21 protein-coding genes are annotated in these 21848 nt (G+C 70.9%); 13 read left to right on the top strand and 8 right to left on the bottom strand.

Annotation, left to right across the window (positions count from 1 at the left end; translation table 11 throughout):
- Positions 1–177 precede the first annotated feature (177 nt).
- Positions 178–1359, bottom strand: coding sequence for an FUSC family protein (locus ACYVO6_RS26145; RefSeq protein WP_461065481.1), 1182 nt, complete (start codon positions 1357–1359; stop codon positions 178–180).
- A 419-nt stretch (positions 1360–1778) separates the two neighbouring features.
- Here ACYVO6_RS26145 and ACYVO6_RS26140 point away from each other — a divergent pair, with 419 nt between their 5' ends.
- Together ACYVO6_RS26140 and bla are read left to right on the top strand one after the other, a co-directional pair.
- Positions 1779–2015, top strand: a complete 237-nt coding sequence (locus ACYVO6_RS26140) for a hypothetical protein (protein ID WP_461065159.1) — start codon at positions 1779–1781, stop codon at positions 2013–2015.
- 105 nt (positions 2016–2120) lie between these two features.
- A complete protein-coding gene (gene bla, locus ACYVO6_RS26135; RefSeq protein ID WP_461065157.1) occupies positions 2121–3047 on the top strand; it encodes a class A beta-lactamase in 927 nt (308 codons plus the stop codon).
- 317 nt (positions 3048–3364) lie between these two features.
- Here bla and ACYVO6_RS26130 read toward each other — a convergent pair whose 3' ends face one another.
- A complete protein-coding gene (locus ACYVO6_RS26130) occupies positions 3365–3811 on the bottom strand; it encodes a VanZ family protein (RefSeq protein ID WP_461065479.1) in 447 nt (148 codons plus the stop codon).
- Between the two features lie 489 nt (positions 3812–4300).
- Here ACYVO6_RS26130 and ACYVO6_RS26125 point away from each other — a divergent pair, with 489 nt between their 5' ends.
- From ACYVO6_RS26125 to ACYVO6_RS26100, 6 genes are read left to right on the top strand one after another with little or no spacing between them, the layout of a single operon-like run.
- Positions 4301–4486, top strand: coding sequence for a hypothetical protein (locus tag ACYVO6_RS26125; protein ID WP_461065155.1), 186 nt, complete (start codon positions 4301–4303; stop codon positions 4484–4486).
- Positions 4483–4941 carry an MrpF/PhaF family protein gene (locus tag ACYVO6_RS26120; RefSeq protein WP_461065153.1) on the top strand — a complete coding sequence of 153 codons (459 nt, stop codon included), beginning with the start codon at positions 4483–4485 and terminating at the stop codon, positions 4939–4941. Before ACYVO6_RS26125 ends, ACYVO6_RS26120 begins: the two co-directional genes overlap by 4 nt.
- The gene (locus ACYVO6_RS26115; RefSeq protein WP_461065151.1) at positions 4934–5188 is read left to right on the top strand and encodes a Na(+)/H(+) antiporter subunit B; all 255 of its coding nucleotides are present in this window, start codon (positions 4934–4936) and stop codon (positions 5186–5188) included. Before ACYVO6_RS26120 ends, ACYVO6_RS26115 begins: the two co-directional genes overlap by 8 nt.
- Positions 5185–5991: a hydrogen gas-evolving membrane-bound hydrogenase subunit E gene (gene mbhE, locus ACYVO6_RS26110; RefSeq protein WP_461065149.1), complete on the top strand. Its 807-nt coding sequence runs from the start codon at positions 5185–5187 to the stop codon at positions 5989–5991. The genes ACYVO6_RS26115 and mbhE overlap by 4 nt, the downstream gene beginning before the upstream one ends.
- Before the next feature lie 7 nt (positions 5992–5998).
- Complete coding sequence (locus ACYVO6_RS26105) at positions 5999–6349, top strand: NADH-quinone oxidoreductase subunit K (protein ID WP_461065147.1); 351 nt, start codon at positions 5999–6001, stop codon at positions 6347–6349.
- Complete coding sequence (locus tag ACYVO6_RS26100; protein ID WP_461065145.1) at positions 6349–8118, top strand: complex I subunit 5 family protein; 1770 nt, start codon at positions 6349–6351, stop codon at positions 8116–8118. The genes ACYVO6_RS26105 and ACYVO6_RS26100 overlap by 1 nt, the downstream gene beginning before the upstream one ends.
- Positions 8119–8176: 58 nt before the next feature.
- Here ACYVO6_RS26100 and ACYVO6_RS26095 read toward each other — a convergent pair whose 3' ends face one another.
- Positions 8177–8827, bottom strand: a complete 651-nt coding sequence (locus ACYVO6_RS26095; RefSeq protein WP_461065143.1) for a DUF4230 domain-containing protein — start codon at positions 8825–8827, stop codon at positions 8177–8179.
- A 485-nt stretch (positions 8828–9312) separates the two neighbouring features.
- Here ACYVO6_RS26095 and tuf point away from each other — a divergent pair, with 485 nt between their 5' ends.
- The gene (tuf, locus tag ACYVO6_RS26090; RefSeq protein ID WP_461065141.1) at positions 9313–10506 is read left to right on the top strand and encodes an elongation factor Tu; all 1194 of its coding nucleotides are present in this window, start codon (positions 9313–9315) and stop codon (positions 10504–10506) included.
- Between the two features lie 48 nt (positions 10507–10554).
- Here tuf and ACYVO6_RS26085 read toward each other — a convergent pair whose 3' ends face one another.
- Both ACYVO6_RS26085 and ACYVO6_RS26080 read right to left on the bottom strand, forming a co-directional pair.
- Positions 10555–10935: an anti-sigma factor antagonist gene (locus ACYVO6_RS26085; protein ID WP_461065139.1), complete on the bottom strand. Its 381-nt coding sequence runs from the start codon at positions 10933–10935 to the stop codon at positions 10555–10557.
- A gap of 171 nt (positions 10936–11106) precedes the next feature.
- A complete protein-coding gene (locus ACYVO6_RS26080; protein ID WP_461065137.1) occupies positions 11107–11547 on the bottom strand; it encodes a MarR family winged helix-turn-helix transcriptional regulator in 441 nt (146 codons plus the stop codon).
- Between the two features lie 103 nt (positions 11548–11650).
- Between ACYVO6_RS26080 and ACYVO6_RS26075 the strand changes: the two genes are divergently transcribed.
- Together ACYVO6_RS26075 and ACYVO6_RS26070 are read left to right on the top strand one after the other, a co-directional pair.
- On the top strand, positions 11651–13105 hold the full coding sequence (locus ACYVO6_RS26075; RefSeq protein ID WP_461065135.1) for an aldehyde dehydrogenase family protein: 1455 nt from the start codon (positions 11651–11653) through the stop codon (positions 13103–13105).
- Positions 13106–13143: 38 nt separating this feature from the next.
- The gene (locus ACYVO6_RS26070) at positions 13144–14250 is read left to right on the top strand and encodes an NAD(P)-dependent alcohol dehydrogenase (RefSeq protein WP_461065133.1); all 1107 of its coding nucleotides are present in this window, start codon (positions 13144–13146) and stop codon (positions 14248–14250) included.
- A 93-nt stretch (positions 14251–14343) separates the two neighbouring features.
- Here the strand turns inward: ACYVO6_RS26070 and ACYVO6_RS26065 are convergent, their stop codons facing one another.
- The 3 genes from ACYVO6_RS26065 to ACYVO6_RS26055 form a co-directional block, all read right to left on the bottom strand.
- On the bottom strand, positions 14344–14907 hold the full coding sequence (locus ACYVO6_RS26065) for a TetR/AcrR family transcriptional regulator (RefSeq protein WP_461065131.1): 564 nt from the start codon (positions 14905–14907) through the stop codon (positions 14344–14346).
- Positions 14904–15266, bottom strand: a complete 363-nt coding sequence (locus tag ACYVO6_RS26060; RefSeq protein ID WP_461065129.1) for a DUF1304 domain-containing protein — start codon at positions 15264–15266, stop codon at positions 14904–14906. The genes ACYVO6_RS26065 and ACYVO6_RS26060 overlap by 4 nt, the downstream gene beginning before the upstream one ends.
- A gap of 161 nt (positions 15267–15427) precedes the next feature.
- Positions 15428–16912 (bottom strand): MFS transporter, encoded by a 1485-nt coding sequence (locus ACYVO6_RS26055; protein WP_461065127.1) that lies wholly within the window; start codon positions 16910–16912, stop codon positions 15428–15430.
- Positions 16913–17184: 272 nt separating this feature from the next.
- Here ACYVO6_RS26055 and ACYVO6_RS26050 point away from each other — a divergent pair, with 272 nt between their 5' ends.
- Both ACYVO6_RS26050 and ACYVO6_RS26045 read left to right on the top strand, forming a co-directional pair.
- On the top strand, positions 17185–18885 hold the full coding sequence (locus ACYVO6_RS26050; protein WP_461065125.1) for a fatty acyl-AMP ligase: 1701 nt from the start codon (positions 17185–17187) through the stop codon (positions 18883–18885).
- A gap of 38 nt (positions 18886–18923) precedes the next feature.
- The coding region (locus tag ACYVO6_RS26045; protein ID WP_461065123.1) for a type I polyketide synthase at positions 18924–21848 on the top strand (2925 nt) is incomplete at its 3' end.

The following is a 21848-nucleotide window of genomic DNA, read 5'->3' as shown; positions in this document are numbered from 1 at the left end:
CACCGGACTTCGGCGAGTCCGCTCAGCGCTCCGACGGTGGGTCCCCCGGAACGGAAAGGGACCCCGACCGGACGGGGGAATCACGGTCGGGGTCCCACGACTTATTCAACGGGAAACTACTGGCGGGCGTTCCCAGGTCCGTGCAGGTCAACCGTGATATGCGTCACGAGCGATGCCTCATGTGCGGTGCGCCCGGCCCGGCCGCTCGGTCTCGGCCCAGATGTTCTCGGCCTGGAGCAGCAGGGTGCCCAGGACGGCGGCGCGGGGCGCGCCCAGACCGGCATGGTCGCGCAGGCTCGTCTGCAGCGCCTCGTGCAGCTCCCGCATCGTCGCCTCCGCCCGGCGGTCAGGGCCGTACGCGTACGAACCGTCCTGGCGTCCGCCCGGCTCCAGCAGCCACCGGCCCTCGCGGTGGCAGGCCTCCCCGAGCAGGGCGAGCAGCCGGGCGTAGCTGCGCAGCGCCGTGCCGTCCGGCAGGTCGGCGGTCCGCTCGCTGTCGGCCGCGACCGCAAGCGCCCGGATCAGCGCCGCCACATGCCCGGTGATCCTGCTCCACCGCTCGTCCTCGTCCGCTGCCGGAACGTCCAGCGGCACCTGGTGGAACGCCCTCAGCCAGTCCCTCGTGAGCCGCAGGCTCTCCTGACTCCAGCCCCTGGCCGCCCGCAGACCGTCGAGCCGGCGCGCCAGCCGGGCGGAGGCGCGCGACCAGTGTGCGGTGGTCGACGCGTCCCAGTCGCCCTGCCTCAGGTCCTCGGCGATATCGGCCAGCACGTCACCCGTCTCCTGCGCGAGAGCCGCCAGGTTCTCGCGTACGTCGCGCAGGTGGACCGGAGGCAGAACCAGGGCGTTGACGGCGATCCCGATGGCGGCCCCGAGGGCGGCCTGAGCGAGGCGGTGGCTGATCGCGGAGGTTGTCACGGTGTCCGAGGAGAGCGTGAACAGGGCGGTGGTCGTGGCGTAGATGCCCTGGTCGCCGAAGCGGGGCCAGTTGGCGAGCAGCATCAGCACCGGAACGGACAGCGCGAGGGCGGCCAGGGTGTTGCCCGTGAGGACCTGTGCCGCCGAGGCCAGCAGTGTGCCGACGCAGATCGCCGCGAACTGCTGGGCCCCCTGCCGCAGCGAGCTGTAGACCGTGGCCTGCACCAGGACCACGGCCACCCAGGGCGCCATCAGCGCCATCGGGTCGGCAAGCCATACATCCGCCACGATCCAGGCGAGCAGCGCCGCCGCGGCGGCCTTGAGCGACTGCACGAGGAGGTCGCGTTCCCTGCCCGGCTCCCGCCCGGCCCGCCGCGCGGCATCGGCCACGGTCAGCATCTCGTTCCGCACCCGGTCCTTGGCCTCGGTCACACGGATCATCCGGCCCGGGTAACCGGAGAGACGGGACGCGTACACATCCCGGCCCCTCGGCGCTACGAGGTCACACCGGCCGGCACTTCCCGATGCCGCGCCCACGCCAGCAGCTCGTCCGCCGATCATGCGCTCGGCGGGCAGCGCCGCGACCGCGTCCGCCGCCGTGCGGAACGCCCGTACGCGATAGGTGAGGGCCTGGGACCGTTCCAGCAGGAAGGCGATCCGGTCCAGGGCCTCGGCCGGTCCATGCCACCAGCGTCGCGCCATTCGGGCGGCTCCGTACGGCGGCCACCTCAGCCCTGCTGTGCCACCATGAAGTGCGAGCCTCGTTCGGACGCCGGCCCTGTCGGCGCAGCCCAGTGCCACGACCGGCATCGCCGCCCCGGCAGGCTCAGCGGCGGCACGCGTGTGGAACTGGTGGGATCATGACTGAAATCGCAAGCCCCTACATTTCGCACCCGCGGATCATGGTGCTGGGCGTACAGCCCGGTAATCCGCCCTTCCGCATCGTGGAGATCGACGGTGCCGTCATCGGCGAGGCCAAGTCCTTCACCGACGTCTTGGTCGCCGCCGCGGCGTACGGCATCCCGGTACACGACGCCGACGACCCCGAGACTGTCCGCTGGGTGGGCGGCGACAAGCACACCTGGACGATCCACTAGCGTCCGCTGTGGCCCACGACACCCCTTGAGTAAGGGAACCGCGAGGAGTCGGCGGGGAGTCTTACCTCTGCGAACACTGATCATCGGTACAAGGAGACAGTGAACGTGGAGTTCTTAGCACTACGCCCCAGCCGCCGCGCGGTGCTCGCCCTCGGCGCCGGTACGGCCCTCGCCTCCGCCGTGTTCGCGCATGGGCCGGCCCATGCGGCCTCGTCGGGTGCGGTGGACGACATCTCGCGGTCGCTGAACGATCTCGAGCGGGAGCATTCCGCCCGGCTCGGGGTGTTCGGACGCAACACCGTGACCGGCCGAAGCGTGTTGTATCGCGCGGACGAGGCCTTTCCGATGTGCTCGGTGTTCAAGACGCTCGCTGCCGCCGCCGTCCTGAGGGACCTCGACCGGCATGGCGAGTTCCTCGCCCTGCGCATCAGGTACACCGAGCAGGACGTCGAAGAATCGGGCGGCGCCCCGGTCACCGGTACGGAGGAGAACCTCGCGAACGGCATGACCGTGGCCGAACTGTGCGAGGCCGCCATCGCCTACAGCGACAACGCCGCCGCGAACCTCCTGCTCCGCGAACTCGGCGGCCCCACGGCCATCACCCGCTTCTGCCGCTCGATCGGGGACAGGACGACCCGGCTCGACCGCTGGGAGCCCGACCTCAACTCGGCCGAACCAGGGCGCGTGACGGACACCTCGAGCCCGGCCGCCATCGGGTGGACGTATGCGAAGCTCGCCCTCGGCGACGCCCTCACGCCCCGGGACCGGCGGCAGTTGACCGCATGGCTCCTCGCCAACACCACCAGCACCAACCGCTTCCGCGCAGGCCTGCCCCAGGACTGGACCCTCGGCGACAAGACGGGCACCGGCAAGTACGGCACCACCAACGACGTGGGCATCGCCTGGACACCGGACGGCACCCCGATCGTGCTGGCCGTCCTGTCCACGAAGCCCAACGCCGACCCCGACACCCCGATGGACGAACCACTCGTAGCCAAGACCGCCAACCTCCTGGCAAAGGCACTCACCTAAAGCGCCCAGAAAAAGCCCACACCCCAACGCACCAGCACCCTCCCCCCGGCGGGAGGGGTCGTGGGCCGGTGCGTCGTATGCCCGTCGCGTAGGTTCTGTCTCAGGAAACCAGGACCCTGTACCAGCAAAGGGCCGTACGCCCGGCCTGCGACGGGCTGACGCACCGGCCCACGGCCCCGACCCACCCACGCACCCCAGGGGCGCGGGGAACGGCGCGACCAGCCACAACGCACCCGCACCCGCCCAACCGCCGGAGGCACCCCGCGCGACCAGCCACAACGCACCCGCACCCAAAAACCGCACAACCAGCGGAGCGCTCAGCGTTCACGGGGATGCACGGCCCGCCCCATGCGCCTGCCGAGGAGCAGATAACCGACCATCGCCCCGGTGGTGTTGAGCAGCACGTCATCGATGTCGAAGGCGCGCCCGGTGACCAGCGCCCCCTGCACCAGCTCGACGAGCAGCATCACCGCCGCGGTCAGCGCGAGCACCCGCAGGATTCCGCGCGCCCGGGGGAGTACCACGGGCAGCAGGATCCCGAAGGGGACGCCGAGGAGGAGGTTGCCGCCGATCTGCCTGGCCGCGTCGCGGAGTTCGGGCTGGTCCAGGTAGGCCCGCAGGGAGCGGCCGGGGTGCAGATTGCTGTGCGTCAGCGCCTCGGAGGCGGGCGAGGGCTGGAGCGTGATCCGGGCCAGCGCGGCGGCGAACGCCACCATGGCGGCGACGGCTACCACCAGCACCAGCAGGCGTACGACGAGGGGCAGGGGACGTCGGCCGCTCGGTGCGGGCGTCGGCTTACGGCCAGACTTCGTCGTACGAGCCGTACGGGAGCGGGACTTTGAGGCGCTTGAGCGGGACTTCGGGGCACTAGAGCCTGATTTCGAGGCGCCTGAACCTGATTTCGAGGCGCCTGAACCTGATTTCGAGGCGCCTGAGCCTGATTTCGGGGTGCCTGAGCCTGATTTCGGGGTGCCGGAACGGGACTTCGGCGTGCCAGACCGGGACTTCGGGGCACGGGCCATGCAACCCTCCAGCGTTCAAGTGACGCTTCAACAAAGACAGTTACCCGCGAAACGGTCGACGATGCCGACGACCGGGTCCGAACCAGCCACTCCGAGTTTTTCCCCGCGATACCGGGGGACTCCGGGCGCAAACGCGTCGCGCGCCGCCGCCGGACAACCCCCGGACGGTGTTTGGATGACGTGTCGGACATGCCGGGTGAAAAGGGTCAAAGGTTCGGAGGTGGTGTGCGCATGACGCGACGTACGACCCTGCTCCGCGCCCTGGCCGAAGTCCTCGCCTGGTGGGTCGCCCTGGGCGTCCTCTGGCTGGTGTTCATCACCACCGTGGATGCCCTGGAGTTGGTGGTGGGCGCGGGCGCCGCCCTCCTCGGGGCCGTCGCGGCGCGTGCCGCGCGCCGGGCGGTGGGTGCGGGATGAACGGCTGGACCGCCACGGCGACGGCCGCGCTCGCCGGGGGTGGCGCGGCGGTGGTGTGGGGCGTGGCCACGGGCCCGCTGCGGCGCCGGGTCGTCGCGCAGAACCTGTCCACCACGCTGTTCTGTCCCGCCCTGCTGCTGCTCGCCCAGGGCTACGGCAGACCGTCGTACGTCGATATCGCCCTGGTCCTCGCCCTCCTGGGCCCCGTCGGAACCCTCGTCTTCGCCCGGCTGCTCGCCGAGGACCTCGATGAGGATCCGCCGCGAGCCCGTGCGCTCACCTGGGTGGCCGCGGGCTTCGTCGCGGCGGTCGTCCTCGCGGTGTGCGTGGCCACCGGACCGGGCCGGGCCATGGTGAAACTCCTGGTGACGGGCGTGCTGTTGACCGGCGGCACCCTCGTCGCGTCCCGGGCGCTGGCCCACGGCATGCCCAAGGACGAGGACCGCCATGGATGACCTGCTGATCGCCGTCGCCCTGCTGCTGGTCGCCGCCACCGCGACCGCCGCCGTCGCGGTCCGCGATCCCGTACGCCAGGCCCTGGTCCTCGCCGTGCTCGGCGTCGCGCTCGCCCTGCTGTTCACCGTGCTCCAGGCCCCCGACGTGGCCCTCTCCCAACTCGCCGTCGGATCGGCCCTCACCCCGCTGCTACTGCTCCTCTCGGTGCGCAAGGTGCGGCGGCAACGGAAGGGGCGTACGGAATGACCAGGCGTGTACGGCTGTGGATCCTCGCCGTCGGCGGCGCCGGCCTCGCGGTGCTCCTCGTCGCTGCCTGCCTGGAACTGCCCGGTTTCGGCGGCGACCAACACCCCTACGGGGACCGGGCGGTGCGCGAGTCGCTGGCCCGGCACACCGCCAACACGGTGTCGTCCGTCATCTTCGACCAGCGCGCCTTCGACACGATGGGCGAGATGACCATCCTCTTCGCGGCGATCCTGGGCACCGTCGTCCTGCTCCGCCAGACCCGCGAGGAACACCGCGCCCACCCGGCACCCGCACAAGTGGCCGTCCCCGTACGCCGCTACGCGCTCCTCACACTCCCGGTGGCCCTCCTCACCGGCCTGCACGTCATCGCCCACGGACAGCTCAGCCCCGGCGGCGGCTTCCAGGGCGGCGTGGTCGCCGCGACCGCCCTGCACCTGCTGTACCTCGGCGCCGACTACCGCGCCCTGGAACGGATCCGGCCGGTCGGCCTGTACGAGGTGGGCGACGCGCTCGGGGCGTCCGCGTATCTGGTCCTGGGGTTCGCGGGGGTGCTGGCCGGCACGGCCTTCCTCGCCAACACGCTCCTCCCGTACGGCACTTTCAACACGCTGTCCTCCGGTGGCGCCGTCCCGCTGCTGAACGCGGCCATCAGTATGGAGGTCGCCTGCGCGGTGGTCGTCCTGCTCGCCCGCTTCCTGGACCAGGCCGTCGAGATCGAGGAGACCGAGGAGAACAGCACAGCCGCCGAATCGACGAGCGAGGAGCCCGAGAAGCCGGACGAGAACGAGGAGAACGGGGAGTGAGCCGACCATGATGTCCGTCCTGCCGTACCTGATCGCCGTGTGGATCTTCCTCGTCGGCTGCTACGGCCTTGCCACCAGCCGCAATCTCATCCACGCCGTCGGCTGCCTGTCGGTCTGCCAGGCGGCCACCTACGTCCTGCTGCTCGCCGTGGGCTACCGCGACGACGCCACCGCCCCGGTCCACTCGGACCTCGAGCCCGGCTCCCGGCCCGTGGTGGACCCGGTCGTGCAGGCCCTGGCCCTCACCGACGTGGTCGTGGGCGCCACTGTCACCGCCCTGCTGCTCGCCCTCGTCCTGCAGATCGCCAAACGCCACGGCACCCTCGCCCCGGACGAACTCTCCGAGCTGCGCGGCTGATGAACCACCCGAACCATCTGCTGCCGCTGCTCGTCGCCGTCCCCCTCCTCGGCGCCGCCCTGCTCGTCGCCGGTGGCCGCCGACTGCCGCGCGCCTGGGCCGAGTCGGCGGGCTGCGCCGTCTCGGCGGCCACGGCGGGCCTCGCGATCTTCCTGGCCCTCCAGTCCTCGCCGGCCCTGGTGGAATGGGTGGGCGACTGGGCGCCCCGCGACGGCGCGAGCGTGGGCATCATGCTCGTCGGGGACGGGCCGGGGCTCGGCATGGCGGCGCTCGCCTCTCTGCTGACCCTGGCGGCACTGGCGTACTCCTGGCACTACTTCGACGAACCGCCACGCCGTCACGCGGGCTCCTTCCCTGCGCTCATGCTGCTCTTCCAGGGCGGCATGTGCGGCTTCGCGATCGCGGGCGACCTGTTCAACGCCTTCGTCTTCTTCGAGTTGATGAGCGTCGTGGCCTACGCCCTGACGGGCCATCGGGTCGAGGAGGCCAGGGCCGTGCAGGGCGCGTTGACCTTCGGAGTGATCAACTCCCCTGGCACGTATGCCATGTTGATGGGCATCGGGCTGCTGTACGCGCGTACCGGCGAGCTCGCCATGGCACAGATCGGACGGCGGCTGGACACGGAAGGGCCACCCGACGCGCTGGTCCTCGCCGCCTTCGTCCTCGTCCTGACCGGGCTGCTCGTCAAGGCCGCGGCCGTTCCCTTCCACTTCTGGCTGCCGGACGCGCACGCGGTCGCGCCGACACCGGTGTGCATGCTGCTGTCCGGCGTGATGGTCGAGCTCGGCGTGTACGGAGTGTGGCGCGTGTACGGAGACGTCTTCGCGGGCCCGGGCGGCATCCCGGCGGCGGACCTTCAGCGTGTGCTGCTGGTGCTGGGTGTGCTGACGGGGGTGGTCGGCGCGGTGATGTGCTGGTACCAGCGGCACATCAAACGCCTGCTGGCGTACTCGACGGTCGCCCACATAGGGCTGTTCCTCACCGGCATCGGCGTACTCACCCCGGCGTCGGACGGCGGAGTCGGGCTGTACATCCTCGGCCACGCCGGAGTGAAGGCCGCCCTCTTCGCCTGCGCGGGCATCGTCCTCGACCGGTACGGCAGCGTCGACGAGTACGCGCTGCACGGGCGCGCCCGGGAGCTGCGCGGGGTCGCGGCACTGTTCGTCGTCGGGGCGCTGGGCCTGGCCGGACTGCCGCCGTTCGGCACCGCACTGGGCAAGGCGCTCACCGAGGAGGCGGCCGGGCCCGCGCTGACCGTGCTCTACGTGGCCGTGTCGACGGTTACCGCGGGTGCCGTACTGCGGGTCACCGCGCGCGTGTTCCTCGGGCTCGGTCCGAAACCCGAGGAACACCCCGCGTACGAGACGACCGGCGCCGGTGAGCCGCCCGAGACCCGGCGGCGGCTCAAGCGCGTACCGGACACCATGACGACCGTCCCCGCGGTGCTGCTCGCCGCCTCGCTCACCGTCGGCGTGGCGCCGGGCTTCGCCACCGTCGTGGACCACGCCGTGAACGAGGCGGGCGCCGGGGCAGCGTTCGCCTCACCCCACTGGACCCCGGCCGGAGTACTTCTGGGCCTGACCTCGACCCTCCTGGCCGTGGGCCTCGCCGGGCTCGCCGTCACCCGGCGGACCTGGCTGCCGGGCGAGGCCTGGGCCGGACCGCTGCGCCGCCTGCAGTCCGGCCACATCGGGGACTACGTGGCCTGGCTGCTCGCGGGCGCGGCGCTGCTGGGCGGCCTGGCCCTGCCCGGCATCCATACCGGCTGAGGACGGCATGTCACCGGCCGGGGACGGCATGGGTCACCGTGTGAGGACGGCGTGGGGCTCATGCCCCGTAGGTCACATTCACCTCCTTGAAGCCCAAGGAGCCCAGCAGTCCCTTGAGCATGCCGGTGGTGTTCTCCTCGGCGCGGGCGGTGAGCCGACTGTCCTTCGCCGCGTCGCCGATGTGCCGGGCGGCGAGCCGCTGCACGGCGCGTTCGTCGTTCGGGTTGTCCGAGAAGATGTCGCCGAGCCGGTCCAGGAGACCTCGCTGCTTGGACACGGCGTACGACTGGTCGGGGTCGAGGGCGGGCTTGCCCAGTGCGGCGTGCGGGAGTTTGAGCGTGGCGGACGTGCGGTCCTCGTTGACCGTCACGTCCTTCTCGCCGACCTTTCCGAGGTCCACATAGGCGTCCACGGTGCCGGCACCCACGTACAGGGTGCGGGTGCCGCGGAGTGCGTCGGGCAGGAACCGGGCGTCCTTCTCCAGATCCACCACCACCTGGAAGTTGCCGGAGGCGGCGTCGTAACGGCTGATGTCCTGGATCGACTTGAGGAGCGTGGGCCCCGAACGGTCGTGGGTGTCCTCGCGGAACACATCGCCCAGGCCGGGCAGCAGACTGAGCCGCAGTCCGGCGAAGAGCACCACCAGTACCAGGAGCACCGCGCTCAGGAGCTTCGCCCATCCGGGCAGGCGCTTCAGGGACGTCGTCATGTGAACGACCTCCTTCCCGTCTGATGAATACCCCTCAAATCCCTTGGGAGACCGCTCCCTTGACCGAATACGACCGATGACGGGGGCACTGACGGCGCACTGAGCGCTCCGCTGCGATTGCGGTTCGAAGCTGCGGGTGGGTCGTGGCTGGTCGCTCCCCCACTCTCGGCTCCTCCCCCACTCTCGGCTTCGCTCGAGCGGGGGGACCCCCATGAGCGGGGGGACCCCATCGCGGCGGAGCCGCACATTGATGGCGGAGCCGCACATTGATACAGCCCCGCGCCCCTGAAGGGGCGCCCGCTGCGACTGCCGGTGAGCGGGTGAGCCAGTGACCGGGGGCTTTGGCGCGAGGTCCGCAGCCGCCGATCGGTGCGGCTCGTCCTACCCGCGTATTCTGAAGAAAAGGCCGCAAACAGTGAGAGAACGCGGCGACAGGACCAAGCGAAGCGCGCTCGGCGTCACCCAGGTGATCAGGAGGGCCTGCAGTGTCCAAGGCGAAGTTCGAGCGGACCAAACCGCATGTGAACATTGGGACCATCGGTCATATCGACCACGGTAAGACGACCCTCACGGCAGCCATGACGAAGGTGCTGCACGACAGGTTCCCCGACCTGAACCCGTACACGCCGTTCGAGCAGATCGACAAGGCGCCGGAGGAACGTCAGCGCGGCATCACGATCTCGATCGCGCATGTCGAGTACCAGACGGAGAACCGGCACTACGCGCACGTCGACTGCCCCGGTCACGCGGACTACATCAAGAACATGATCACGGGCGCGGCGCAGATGGACGGGGCGATCCTCGTGGTCGCCGCCACGGACGGCCCGATGCCGCAGACCAAGGAGCACGTCCTGCTCGCGCGTCAGGTCGGCGTGCCGTACATCGTCGTCGCTCTGAACAAGGCCGACATGGTGGACGACGAGGAGATCCTCGAGCTCGTCGAACTGGAGGTGCGTGAGCTCCTCACCGAGTACGAGTTCCCGGGCGACGACGTCCCGGTCGTCCGCGTCTCCGCGCTCAAGGCCCTCGAGGGCGACGAGCGGTGGGGCCAGTCGGTTCTCGAACTCCTCAGGGCCGTCGACGAGTTCATCCCCGAGCCGGTACGCGACATCGACCAGCCGTTCCTGATGCCGATCGAGGACGTCTTCACCATCACGGGCCGCGGTACGGTCGTCACCGGCCGTATCGAGCGTGGCGTACTCAAGGTCAACGAGACCGTCGACATCATCGGCATCAAGCCGGAGAAGACCACCACCACGGTCACCGGCATCGAGATGTTCCGCAAGCTCCTCGACGAGGGCCGGGCCGGTGAGAACTGCGGTCTGCTGCTGCGCGGCGTGAAGCGTGAGGACGTGGAGCGCGGCCAGGTCATCATCAAGCCGGGCTCGGTGACCCCGCACACCGAGTTCGAGGCGCGGTCGTACATCCTGTCCAAGGACGAGGGTGGCCGCCACACGCCGTTCTTCAACAACTACCGTCCACAGTTCTACTTCCGTACGACGGACGTGACCGGCGTGGTGACCCTGCCGCAGGGCACCGAGATGGTCATGCCGGGCGACAACACCACCATGCACGTCGAGCTCATCCAGCCCGTCGCCATGGAGGAGGGGCTGAAGTTCGCCATCCGTGAGGGCGGCCGGACGGTCGGCGCCGGTCAGGTGACCAAGATCGAGAAGTAGTCCCAGGGGACTTCCGGGGCACCTCCGGGGCGGGTCACAGGCAGGTGGTCATACGGAGCCGGAGGTGGCTTCGGACTGTCCAAGGGCCTCGTCCAGAGTCGGCAGCGGGGGCAGAAGCGCGTCGAGCCCGGTCACCTGGAAGATGCGTAGGGTCAGCGGGTGGGTGCAGACCAACCGCAGCCGCCCGCCCTGGGCGAGGGTGCGGCGCCGGGCACGGTAGAGCAGGCGCAGTCCCGAGCAGTCGAGGAACTCGATGTGCCGCAGGTCGAGCACGACCTGTGCGCCGGGACGCGCCGTCGCCGCGTCCAGGAACGGGACGATCTCCAGCGCCGCGATGATGTCGATGTCGCCGTGGAACTCCAGCACGGTGTACCCGCGGTCCCGGTGGACGTGCAGATGCGGAGTGAGGGTCTCGGTTCCGTTGCGCACGCCGACATCACCTCACCGTTCCCCGCGCTGGAACACCCTGGAATCTATCCCCGATGGGGTGAATTCCAGCATGTTCGATTGACATATGTCTTGGGTTTGCGGGGGTTCGACGCCCAACGGTTATGGGCCTGGATCCGTACGACCGGTCGTCGCGACGGGATGGCTGTGCCGCTACGACAGCGCGTGCCACGCCTTCGACAGCGCAAGGCGGAACTGGTCGGCCTGGTGCGCGGTGAGATCCCGGACCATGCGTTCCTCGAGCTCCCTCACGGGTTCGGCGTGCCGTGCGAGCAGATCGCGGCCAGACTCGGTGAGGAGGATGAGGAGCTCCCGTCGGTTACGGGGGTTGCGCTCGCGACGTACCAGGCCACGGCTCTCCAGGGCCCGGACCACATCGGCCACGGACTGCGCGGTGACGAACGAGTCGCGCGCGAGCTGCGCCGCGGACAGACCGTCGTGCCGCTCCAGAACGGTGAGTGAGGTGTACTGCAGCGCCGTGATCCCCGACGGTTTGAGCAACTCGTCCAGATGGGAACGCACCACGAGTTCCACCTGCTTGATCATGTAGAGGAGCGACGGAGGTGCCTTGGTGGATGCCTTGGTGCCGACCATGAGGTCAGCCTAGGGCATTGACAGGAAACCTGTCTGTAATGAGACTGCGAACCAACAGGAATCCTGTTGATTGAATCTTGGCGAACAAGGCTGGGGAGTGGGCATGACCACCTTCGAGAGCGAGCCCGGACAGCTGTTCATCGGCGGGCAGTGGCGGGACGGGTCCAGTGGGGCGCGCACGGACGTGATCGACCCGTCCACCGGGCAGGTGGTCACGACGGTCGCGGAGGCCGATGCCTCCGACGTCGACGCGGCCGTACGGGCCGCCCGCGACGCCTTCGACAACAGCGGCTGGGCCACGCTGAGCGGCCGTGAGCGCGGCCGTGTGCTGCACCGGGTCGCCGAGCTGATCCGGGAGAACGCGGACGAGATCGCGAACCTGGAGAGCCTCGACGTAGGCAAGCCGATCTCGCTGTGCCACGCCGTCGATGTGACGAACGCGGCCAACGACTACGAGTACTACGCCTCCCTCGCCTGGACCCTGGACGGCGCGACCCGTGACACCCCGCTCAACGCCCACGCCTACACCCGGCGCGGCCCGCTCGGGGTGGTCGCCGCGATCACGCCCTTCAACTTCCCGCTGATCCTGGCCGGTTCGAAGATCGCCCCGGCGCTCGCGGCCGGCAACACAGTGGTGCACAAGCCCGCCGACGAGACCCCGCTCAGCGCCCTCTACATGGCCGGCCTGCTCAAGAAGGCAGGCGTCCCGGACGGCGTCTACAACGTCGTCACCGGCACCGGCCCGGTCGCCGGTGAGGCGCTGCTGCGCAACCCCGGCATCGACAAGGTGGCCTTCACCGGCTCGACCGCGGTCGGCCGGCACGCGGCGAGCATCGCGGGCGAGGCCCTCAAGCCGGTCACGATGGAGCTCGGCGGCAACGCGGCCCACATCGTCTTCGAGGACGCCGACATCGAGAAGGCCATCGGCGCCGTCATCAAGGGCTTCGTTTTCAACACGGGTCAGTTCTGCATGGGCGGCCCGCGCCTGCTGGTCGCCCGCCCGCTGTACGACACCGTGGTCGGCATCCTCGCCGACGCCGTGCCCGGCGTGCCCATCGGCGACCCCCGGCAGCCCGAGACCGTCATCGGCCCGATGGCGGGGGAGAAGCACCTGAAGAAGGTCGAGGAGTACGTCGAACTGGCCCGCAAGGAGGGCGCCCGCATCGTCTGCGGCGGTGAGCGCCTCGACCTGAACGGCGGCTTCTACTACAAGCCCACGGTGATCGCGGACGTGAGCAACGACTCCCGTCTCGTCCAGGAGGAGATCTTCGGCCCGGTCCTGACCGTGCAGCCCTTCGACTCCGAGGACGAGGCCGTCGAGATGGCCAACTCCACGCCGTACGGCCTGGCTTCGGGCATCCAGACCACCAACCTCGCCCGCGCGCACCGCGTCGCCGACCGTATCGAGGCCGGCATCGTCTGGGTCAACGACTGGGCGATGCTCGACCCCAACGTCCCCTTCGGCGGGGTCAAGGCCTCCGGCTTCGGCCGTGAGTACGGGCCCGAGGCGCTCGCCGCGTACACCAAGGTCAAGTCCGTCGTCATATCGCTCGACTGACCGCTCCCGTCTCTCGTCACTCTCGTAAGGAGTTGAGTATGTCCACCACTCGTGCAGCCGTGGTCGAGTCCGGGGGAGCGCCGTTCACGCTGTCCACCGTCGAGCTCGACGAACCGCGCCCCAACGAGGCGCTCGTCCGGATGGTCGCCGCCGGGCTGTGCCACACCGACCTCGGTGTGGCCGGCGGCGGTCTGCCGTTCCCGCTGCCCGGAATCCTCGGGCACGAGGGCGCGGGCGTCGTCGAGGCCGTCGGCTCGGACGTCACCGGCATCGAGCCCGGCGACCACGTCCTGATGTCCTTCACCTCCTGCGGCAGCTGCAAGAACTGCCGCGACGGCCACCCGGCCTACTGCGCCACCTGGCTGCCGCTGAACCTGATCGGCGGGCGCAGGCCCGACGGCACCAGCCCCATCAGCCGCGACGGCGAACCCCTCGGCGGCCACTTCTTCGGCCAGTCCTCGTTCGCCGAGCGGGCGTTGGTGGACCAGCGGAGCCTCGTCAAGGTCGACCGGGACGTACCGCTGGAGTCCATCGCCCCGCTGGGCTGCGGCGTGCAGACCGGGGTGGGCGCCGTGTGGAACGTACTGGAGCCCAGGACGGGCGACACGCTGGTGATCCTCGGGGCCGGCGCGGTCGGTCTGTCCGCGGTGATGGCCGCCGCCATGACGCCCGCGACCACGGTGATCGCCGTCGACAAGGTGGCCGAACGGCTGGAGCTGGCCCGCGAGTTGGGCGCCACGCACACCGTGAACGCCGGTGACGGGGACATCCTGGAGGCGATCCAGCTGATCACGGACGGCGCCGGAGCCGACGGGGTCGTGGAGACCACCGGCAGTGTCGCCGTCCTGCGCACGGGCGTGGACGCGCTCGCCGCGCGCGGCACGGTGGTCATCGTCGGCGCCCCGCCGTTCGGCTCGGAGGTCGCCCTGGACGTCAACGGAATGCTCGGCGGCAAGCGCGTGGTGGGCCTCACCCTCGGCGACAACGAGACCCAGACCGCGATACCCGCCCTGGTCAAGCTGGTTCGCGAGGGCCGACTGCCGCTGGAGCGGCTGATCAGCAAGTACGCCTTCGAGGACATCGGGCAGGCCGTACAGGACATGGGCGCGGGCAAGGCGATCAAGCCGGTACTGACCTTTGGCTGACGGGTGAGCAAGGGGCGCCCCGCGATGCCCTGCGATGGGGCGCCCCTTCAGCCGGGCCGGGTGGCAGCGGTGATGGCAGGCCCTACCGGCTCCCTACTGGCTGAGGTTCAGGGTGACGAGCAGGCGCCACACCCGGTGTGCGATCTCCTCCGGGGTGGCCTCGATGAGTCCGTGCAGCCAGTCGGCGAGGACACCGGCGAAGGTCGCGGCCACGGCGGAAGCGATGAGCGGTGCCTCAGGGGCGCCGACGAGTTCGCGCTCGGCCTGGCTGCGGGCGCGCAGGTCGTGATGCAGTACGCGGCCCAGCGGGCCCTGGCCGCCCGGGCTCAACAGGGCGCGGTAGAGCGGGGCGTGCGGGGGCAGCCCCTCGAAGAACGCCAGCAGCGCGGGTGGCGCGGACCTGGGGTCGGGCCGGCCGCGCCAGGCGTGCAGGGCGTCCACGGCATCGCGTACGACATCGGCGCAGGCGTCGACCGCGAGCGCCTCCAGGTCGGCGTAGTGCAGATAGAACGTGGCCCGGCCGACTCCGGCTCCGCGCACCAGCGCCGCGACGCTGACCTCCGACAGCGGGCGCCGCGCGCACTCGTCGAGGAGGGCGCGGCGCAGCTTGGCCCGGGTGCGTTCGGCTCGGGGGTCGGGGGCTGAGGCTGGGGTCACTGGGAGACGAGGACGGCGATCAGGGCGAGCGTGCCGGGCAGTGCCTGGGCGAACAGGATGCGGCGGTTCGCGGTCACGGCTCCATAGACGCCCGCGACGATCACGCACACCAGGAAGAAGACCTGCGCACGGAACCCGGTCGGATCCCCGGCGACCAGTCCCCACACGAGGCCCGCGGCGAGAAACCCGTTGTAGAGCCCCTGGTTCGCAGCCATCGCCGCGGTGGCCCGCGCCATCTCCGGCTCGAACCCGTGCAGCCCCCGCCCCGGCTTCCGCTCCCACAGAAACATCTCCAGAACCAGGATGTAGGCGTGCAGGGCAGCCACCAGCCCGACCAATACGTTCGCGAGCACTGCCATGACGAGGGGCTCCTCTGAGGGGGTGGGTGTCGCCTGTTGCCCTGGGGATTTCCTGGACAGATGTCCACCATACATGGACAGCTGCCCAGGAACTGCCGCAGGGCTCCTCGCGACCCGTCGTCAGACTCGCCCGCTACTGAAAGGGGTGGGGGAGGGGCTTGTCACTTCAGGACAAGGGGAGTTCCGGTCCGCGCCGGCTCCCGACGCGACCGTACCCACCGCTGCCGTACCCACCGCTGCCGTACCCGCCGATGGCGTCCTCGGCGGCGCAGCGTCACCAGCGTGACGAACGCGCCCGCCAGCACAGAGCACGCCGCCAGCCGCAGCCCGATGTCGTACCCCTCCAGAAACGCGCTGCGCGGATCCGTGCCCGCCCGCAGCTCGGAGCGCTCGCGCCGGGTGAGGACGACACCGACCAGCACCACCCCGAACACCCCCGAGACTTCGCGCGCCGCACTCACCAGACCCGTCGCCATCCCCGTCCGGGCGTCCGGGACCTGGGCCAGACAGCGCACCGTCAGCGGAGTGGTGAGCGCCGAACCCGCGCCGATCAGCAGCAGCCCCGGCTGAAGGTCCCAGTAGCCGGCGTGCGCGCCCGTCCCCGAGACGTACAGCAGACCGGCCGCCACCACGCCGAGCCCCGCCGCGATCGACACATGGGCGCCCAGTACGCGAGCGGCCCGCTCGGCCAGCGGTGTGCAGAGCAGCAGCGCTCCCGCCAGCGGCAGGAAGGCCAGCCCCGCCTTGGTCGGTGAGAAGCCGAGTACCCGCTGGAGGTAGAGGGCTGTGAAGAAGAAGACGCCGTTCACGCCGATGCCCCACAACACCTGCGCGATCACCCCGCCCGTGAGGAACCGGTCGCGCAGCAGCCCGAGTTCGACGAGCGGCCGGTCGGTCCGGGCCTCCACGACGAGGAACACACACGCGGCGACGGCGGAAACACCCAGGCACAGTGGTACGGGCGCGGCGCCGAACCCGTGCTCTGTGCCCCGCACCAGCCCGTACGTCAGCAGATAGAGCGCGAGGACGGAGAACAGCACCCCCGGCAGATCGAGCCCGCCGCGCCGGGACGCAGACCCAGACCCTTTCGGTCTGGCGGGCACCGCGGGCATCAGCAGCAGAGCGACGATCCCGAAGGGTACGTTCAGCGCGAACACCCAGCCCCAGCTCCACTGTTGGGTGACGAAGCCGCCGACCACGGGCCCCATTGCCAGCGCGACCGCGAGCGCCGCCGTCCACAGGCCGATGGCCATCGACTGCCGTCGCGCGGGCAGATCGGCGGCGATCAGGGCCAGCGAGGCCGGGATGATCAGCGCGGCCCCGACCCCTTGCACCGTACGGGCCGCGATCAGCGTGCCACCGCTGTCCGCGACGGCCGCAGCAGCCGACGCCGCCGTGAAGACCACGACTCCCACCGTCAGTACGGACCGGCGCCCGAAGAGATCGGTCAGCCGCCCGCCGGGCAGCAGCAGAGCGCCGAAACTGAGTACGTAACTGCTGGCCACCCACTCCAAGTCCGTGACGCTCAGCCCCAGTTCGCGCTGCACGGTCGGCAGGGCCACGTTGATGACCGTGTTGTCGAGGGTCGTGATGAACCCGGTCAGCGTGAGCAGGGAAAGCAGCGCGAACAGCCGTGTACGTCCCACGAATCGGCTCCTTCCGCCGTCCCCCGGATTGTCGGCGGCGCGGCGTCGCACTGGCTTTGGCCCATGGCATGGAATCGGTGGCCGACTTTGTCAGCGAACTGACAGAACGCGGCAGACGAACTGTCAGTACGTCCCCTAACCCCTCAGCCCGCGGAGGCGGAACCTGGTGCACCGCCTCAACTCGCGCAGCCTCAACTCGCGCCGTCCCCCTCACAGTTGGAGTCGCCATGCCGCCCGCCCAGCCAACTGTCGAAGCAACCGAAGCCACCCTCATGACGGACCATCTGCGGCACTGGGCCAGGCACCGGCCGCAGCAACGCGTCCTCAGCCACGTCGACTTCCCCGACACCGCTCCCACGGGACGCCACCGCACCCTCGGCTGGCGCGCCCTCGACGCCCGCGCCAGAGCCGTCGCCGACCACCTCGTCACGGTCGCCTCGCCCGGCGAACGCGCCGCCCTCGTCCTGCCGCAAGGGCTCGACTACGCGGCCGCGTTCCTCGGCTGCCTGTACGCCCGCGTGATCGCCGTACCCCTCTTCGGCCCCGGACTCCCGGGCCACGAAGGAAGACTGGCGGGAGTCCTCGCCGACTGCGAACCCGCCTGTCTGCTCACCGACTCCGCCACGGCATCCTCCGTACGCGCCTTCGTACGGGACCGCGAACTGCCGGACGTACCGGTCGTCCCCGTCGATCAACTGCCCAGCAGGCACACCGGATTTGACCCTGAGGACGAGCCGGAAGCGAGGCCCGAGCCCGGCGACATCGCCTACCTCCAGTACACCTCCGGCTCCACCCGCAGCCCGTCCGGCGTGATGATCAGCCACGCCAATGTCGTCGCCAACGCCCGCCAGGCCATCGACGCGTTCATCGCCGATCCGCGGACCACCACGACGGTCGGCTGGCTGCCGCTCTTCCACGACATGGGCCTGGTCCTCAGCATCGCCGCCCCCGTGATCGGCGGCTTTCCGTCCGTCCTCATGGACCCCGTCGCCTTCCTCCAGGACCCCTCCCGCTGGCTGCGCCTCCTCGGCTCGTACGAGGGGACTGTCAGCGCCGCCCCGAACTTCGCCTACGACTACTGCGTGGCGCGTACGGATCCGGCGCTGGTCGACGAACTGGACCTGTTCCGCGTACGCGTGCTCATCAACGGCAGTGAGCCGGTGCGCGCGGGGACGGTGGACCGCTTCCGCACCAGGTTCGCGCCCGCCGGACTCGACCCGGCCGCGCACTGTCCCGCGTACGGACTGGCGGAGGCCACGGTGTTCGCGACCGCGGACGCTTCCGACGTACCGCCCTCGACCGTGGCCTGCGATGCCGACGCGCTCGCGCAGGGGCGCGTGGAGGAGGCGCCGGACGCGGCGACGGCGGCTGTGCTTGTCTCGTGCGGGACGCCCGTCGGGCAGGAGGTGCGGATCGTCGGCGCGGACGGTGCGGTACTCCCGGAAGGGCGGGTCGGCGAGATCCAGTTGCGCGGGCCGAACGTCGGCCTCGGCTACTGGAAGCGCGCCGAACTCTCCGCCGAGACCTTCGGCTTCGGCGCGACGGGCGACTGGCTGCGCACCGGCGATCTCGGCGCCCTGCACGAGGGGCGGCTCCTCGTCACCGGGCGGCTCAAGGACGTGATCATCGTGGACGGGCGCAACCACTACCCCCAGGACATCGAGCAGACCGTACAGACGGCCGTCCCCCTGGTTCGCCGCGACCGGCTCGCCGCGTTCGGCGTCACCCGGCCGGACCGTACGGGGGAGGAACTCGTCGTGATCGCGGAACACCGTCGGGACACCGAACCGACGGCCGAGGACGCCCGGGCGGCCGAACGCACCGCACGCGCCACCGTCTCCACCCGCCACGGCCTGCGCCTCGGCACCCTCCTCCTCGTACCGCCCGGCTTCGTGCCCCGCACCAGCAGCGGCAAGGTCTCGCGCACGGCGACCCACGCACGGTTCCTGGAGGGAGGGTTCGGCGCCCGATGAGCCCGTCGCATACGTCACGCACGGAAGTCCGAGCACTGGTGACGGAACGGCTCCACACCTGGTACGGCCTCGCCCCGGACCAGGTCCCCGACGACCTGCCTCTCGCGGAGACCGGGCTCACCTCGCGGGACGCGGTGGCGCTGACAGCCGCCCTGAGCGAACTCTCCGGCCGCCGCCTCCCGAACACGTTCCTGTGGGACGCGCCGACGATCGACGCGGTGGTGACGCGACTGGGCGAACCGTCACAGGCAGCGGCCCCACTGGTAGCGGCCGCCGAGGTTTCCCGAGCCCCGGACGGCGGCTTCGGCGCAGCCCCGACCCCCGTCGCCATCATCGGCCTCGGCTGTCGCTTCCCCGGCGGAGTCCGCTCGTCTGAGGCGTACTGGCGGCTCCTCACCGAGGGTTACGACGCGGTCGGCACGCTCCCGCCGGGGCGATGGGAGCCCTTCGTGCGTCACCCCGCTCGGCTGCCGGACGACGTGAGTCGGCACGGCGCCTTCCTCGGCGGCCTCGACGAGATCGCCGGGTTCGACGCCGAGTTCTTCGGTATCGCGGGGCACGAGGCCGTCGCCATGGACCCCCAGCACCGCATGCTCCTCGAAGTCGCCCGAGAGGCCCTCGACCACGCGGCCCTGCCGGCGCCCGCGCTCGCCGGCACCCGTACCGGTGTCTTCGTCGGCATCAGCGGCAACGAATACGCCCATCTCACCACCGCCGACCCCGGCGCCGTGGACGCCTGGACCGCCACCGGCGCATCCCTGAGCATCGCCGCGGGCCGTCTGTCGTACGCCCTCGACCTGCGCGGGCCCAGCATGTCCGTCGACACGGCGTGCTCGTCGTCGCTGGTCGCGGTGCACCATGCGGTACGGAGCCTGGTGAGCGGCGAGAGCGACACGGCGCTCGCCGCCGGGGTGAACCTGCTGCTGAGCCCCGCCGTGACCCTCGGCCTCCAGCGCGCGGGCGCCCTCGCCCCGGACGGCCGGTGCAAGGCGTTCGACGCGGACGCCGACGGGATCGTACGCGGCGAGGGCTGCGGCGTGGTCGTACTGAAACGCCTCGCCGACGCCGAACGCGACGGCGACCGCGTCCTGGCGGTCATCCACGCGACAGCCGTCAACTCCGACGGCCGCTCCAACGGGCTGACCGCCCCCAACGCCGAAGCCCAACGCGCCCTCCTCGCCGAAGCGCACCAAGCGCATCCCGCCCCCGCGACCGTCGACTACGTCGAGGCGCACGGCACCGGCACCGCCCTCGGCGACCCCATCGAGGCGGGCGCCCTCGGCGCCGTACTCGGCCGGGGCCGCCCCGCGGACCAGCCCCTGCTGATCGGCTCCGCCAAGACGAACCTCGGACACCTGGAAGCCGCGGCCGGTATCGCGGGTCTGATCAAGACCGTGCTGGCGCTGCACCACGGCGAGATCCCCGGCCAACTCCACTTCACCCGCCAGGGCCCGCACGCCGACCTCGACGCACTCGGCCTGCGCGTGGTCACCGCCCCGGAACCCTGGCCCCGCTACTCGGGCACGGCGACCGCAGGCGTCTCGGCCTTCGGCTTCGGCGGGACGAACGCCCACGTCGTCCTCGCCGAACCCGAACACAGACCGGCCCGTCGGGCGAGCAGTGCGCCGGAGCGTCCCCGGCTGCTGCTGCTCGACGGGTCCACCAAGGAAAGGGTGCGGTCGTACGCGGGTGAGCTCGCCGCCTGGCTGAACACCCCCGGCAGCCGACGCGTACGCGACGCCGACCTCGCCCGCACCCTCGCAGGCCGCATCGGACGCGGCCGGCACCGCGCGGCCCTCGTCACCCGCGACCGCGCGGAGACCGTCACCGCGCTCACCCGCCTTGCCACCGGCGCCCCGTCCCCGCACCTGATCACGGGGGAGGGGACGCCGGGCGGCCCCGGCCCGGTCTGGGTGTTCTCCGGCTACGGCTCCCAGTGGCCCGGCATGGGCAGCCAACTCCTCGCCATGGAAGGGGAGTTCGCCGCCACCGTCGACCGACTGGAACCACTGCTCCTTGAACACGCGGGCGTCTCCCTGCGCGCCGGGCTCCACCCCGACACCGTCCTGTCGAGCCCCGCCACCGTCATGCCCGTCCTGTACGGCATCCAGGTCGCCCTCGCCGAACTGTGGCGCTCGTACGGCCTCGAACCCGCCGCCGTCATCGGCCACTCCCTGGGCGAGATCGCCGCGGCGGTCGTCTCCGGAGCCCTCGACGAGGCCACCGGTGCCCGCGTCATCGCCGTACGCTCCCGGCTGCTGGACCGGCTCACCGGCGGATCCATGGCCGTCGTGGACCTACCGGCCGCCGAAATCCCCGTACTGGCAAGAGAGTTGCGCACACTCGACGTCGCCGTACACGCCTCGCCCATGCAGTGTGTGGTCACCGGCTCGGCCGAGGACGTCGCCGAACTGGTCGCCCGGGTGAACGGCCACGGTGGGTTCGCCCGTGCGCTGGGCGTGTCCGGAGCAGGTCACTCGCGCGAAGTCGAGCCGCTGCTGGGGGAGTTCACCCGCGAGCTGGGCGAGATCCGGCACTCCGCACAAGCCCCCCGTTGCCGCCGCTACTCCACCGTGCTCGACGACCCCCGCGAGGCCGCGCCCGCCGACACGGCGTACTGGGCGGCCAATCTCCGCAACCCCGTCCGCTTCACCCAGGCCGTGCGCGCGGCGGCCGAGGACGGACACCGCGTCTTCGTCGAAGTGGCCCCACACGCAACGCAGTTGCACCCCCTGACGGAGACCCTGCGCGAGGCCGGCGCCGAGGACTCGCTGGTCGTTCCCACCTTGCGCCGCGACACCGACGACGCGCTCACCTTCCGCACCTCGCTCGCCACCCTCCTCGTGCACGGCGTACGGACAGCCCGGCCGCGAGAAGTCCTGCACCCCGAGGGCCGCATCGTGGACGTACCGTCGCCGCGCTGGCGGCACCGACGGTTCTGGGTGGGGGAGGAGACGGCGGTG

The organism is Streptomyces pseudoechinosporeus, from assembly GCF_054783935.1.
Note: the sequence above shows the minus strand (reverse complement) of the source record. Positions and strands in the feature narration are given on the sequence as shown.

Excerpts from the sequence above, each read along its gene's own strand:
- ACYVO6_RS26095 (WP_461065143.1), bottom strand. The coding sequence starts at position 8,827 with ATGACGACGTCCCTGAAGCGCCTGCCCGGATGGGCGAAGCTCCTGAGC.
- ACYVO6_RS26080 (WP_461065137.1), bottom strand. The coding sequence starts at position 11,547 with ATGGTCGGCACCAAGGCATCCACCAAGGCACCTCCGTCGCTCCTCTAC.
- ACYVO6_RS26145 (WP_461065481.1), bottom strand. The coding sequence starts at position 1,359 with ATGATCCGTGTGACCGAGGCCAAGGACCGGGTGCGGAACGAGATGCTG.
- mbhE (WP_461065149.1), top strand. The coding sequence starts at position 5,185 with ATGACCAGGCGTGTACGGCTGTGGATCCTCGCCGTCGGCGGCGCCGGC.
- ACYVO6_RS26105 (WP_461065147.1), top strand. The coding sequence starts at position 5,999 with ATGATGTCCGTCCTGCCGTACCTGATCGCCGTGTGGATCTTCCTCGTC.
- ACYVO6_RS26125 (WP_461065155.1), top strand. The coding sequence starts at position 4,301 with ATGACGCGACGTACGACCCTGCTCCGCGCCCTGGCCGAAGTCCTCGCC.
- ACYVO6_RS26115 (WP_461065151.1), top strand. The coding sequence starts at position 4,934 with ATGGATGACCTGCTGATCGCCGTCGCCCTGCTGCTGGTCGCCGCCACC.
- ACYVO6_RS26050 (WP_461065125.1), top strand. The coding sequence starts at position 17,185 with ATGACGGACCATCTGCGGCACTGGGCCAGGCACCGGCCGCAGCAACGC.
- ACYVO6_RS26075 (WP_461065135.1), top strand. The coding sequence starts at position 11,651 with ATGACCACCTTCGAGAGCGAGCCCGGACAGCTGTTCATCGGCGGGCAG.
- ACYVO6_RS26120 (WP_461065153.1), top strand. The coding sequence starts at position 4,483 with ATGAACGGCTGGACCGCCACGGCGACGGCCGCGCTCGCCGGGGGTGGC.
- ACYVO6_RS26100 (WP_461065145.1), top strand. The coding sequence starts at position 6,349 with ATGAACCACCCGAACCATCTGCTGCCGCTGCTCGTCGCCGTCCCCCTC.
- ACYVO6_RS26060 (WP_461065129.1), bottom strand. The coding sequence starts at position 15,266 with ATGGCAGTGCTCGCGAACGTATTGGTCGGGCTGGTGGCTGCCCTGCAC.
- ACYVO6_RS26070 (WP_461065133.1), top strand. The coding sequence starts at position 13,144 with ATGTCCACCACTCGTGCAGCCGTGGTCGAGTCCGGGGGAGCGCCGTTC.
- ACYVO6_RS26140 (WP_461065159.1), top strand. The coding sequence starts at position 1,779 with ATGACTGAAATCGCAAGCCCCTACATTTCGCACCCGCGGATCATGGTG.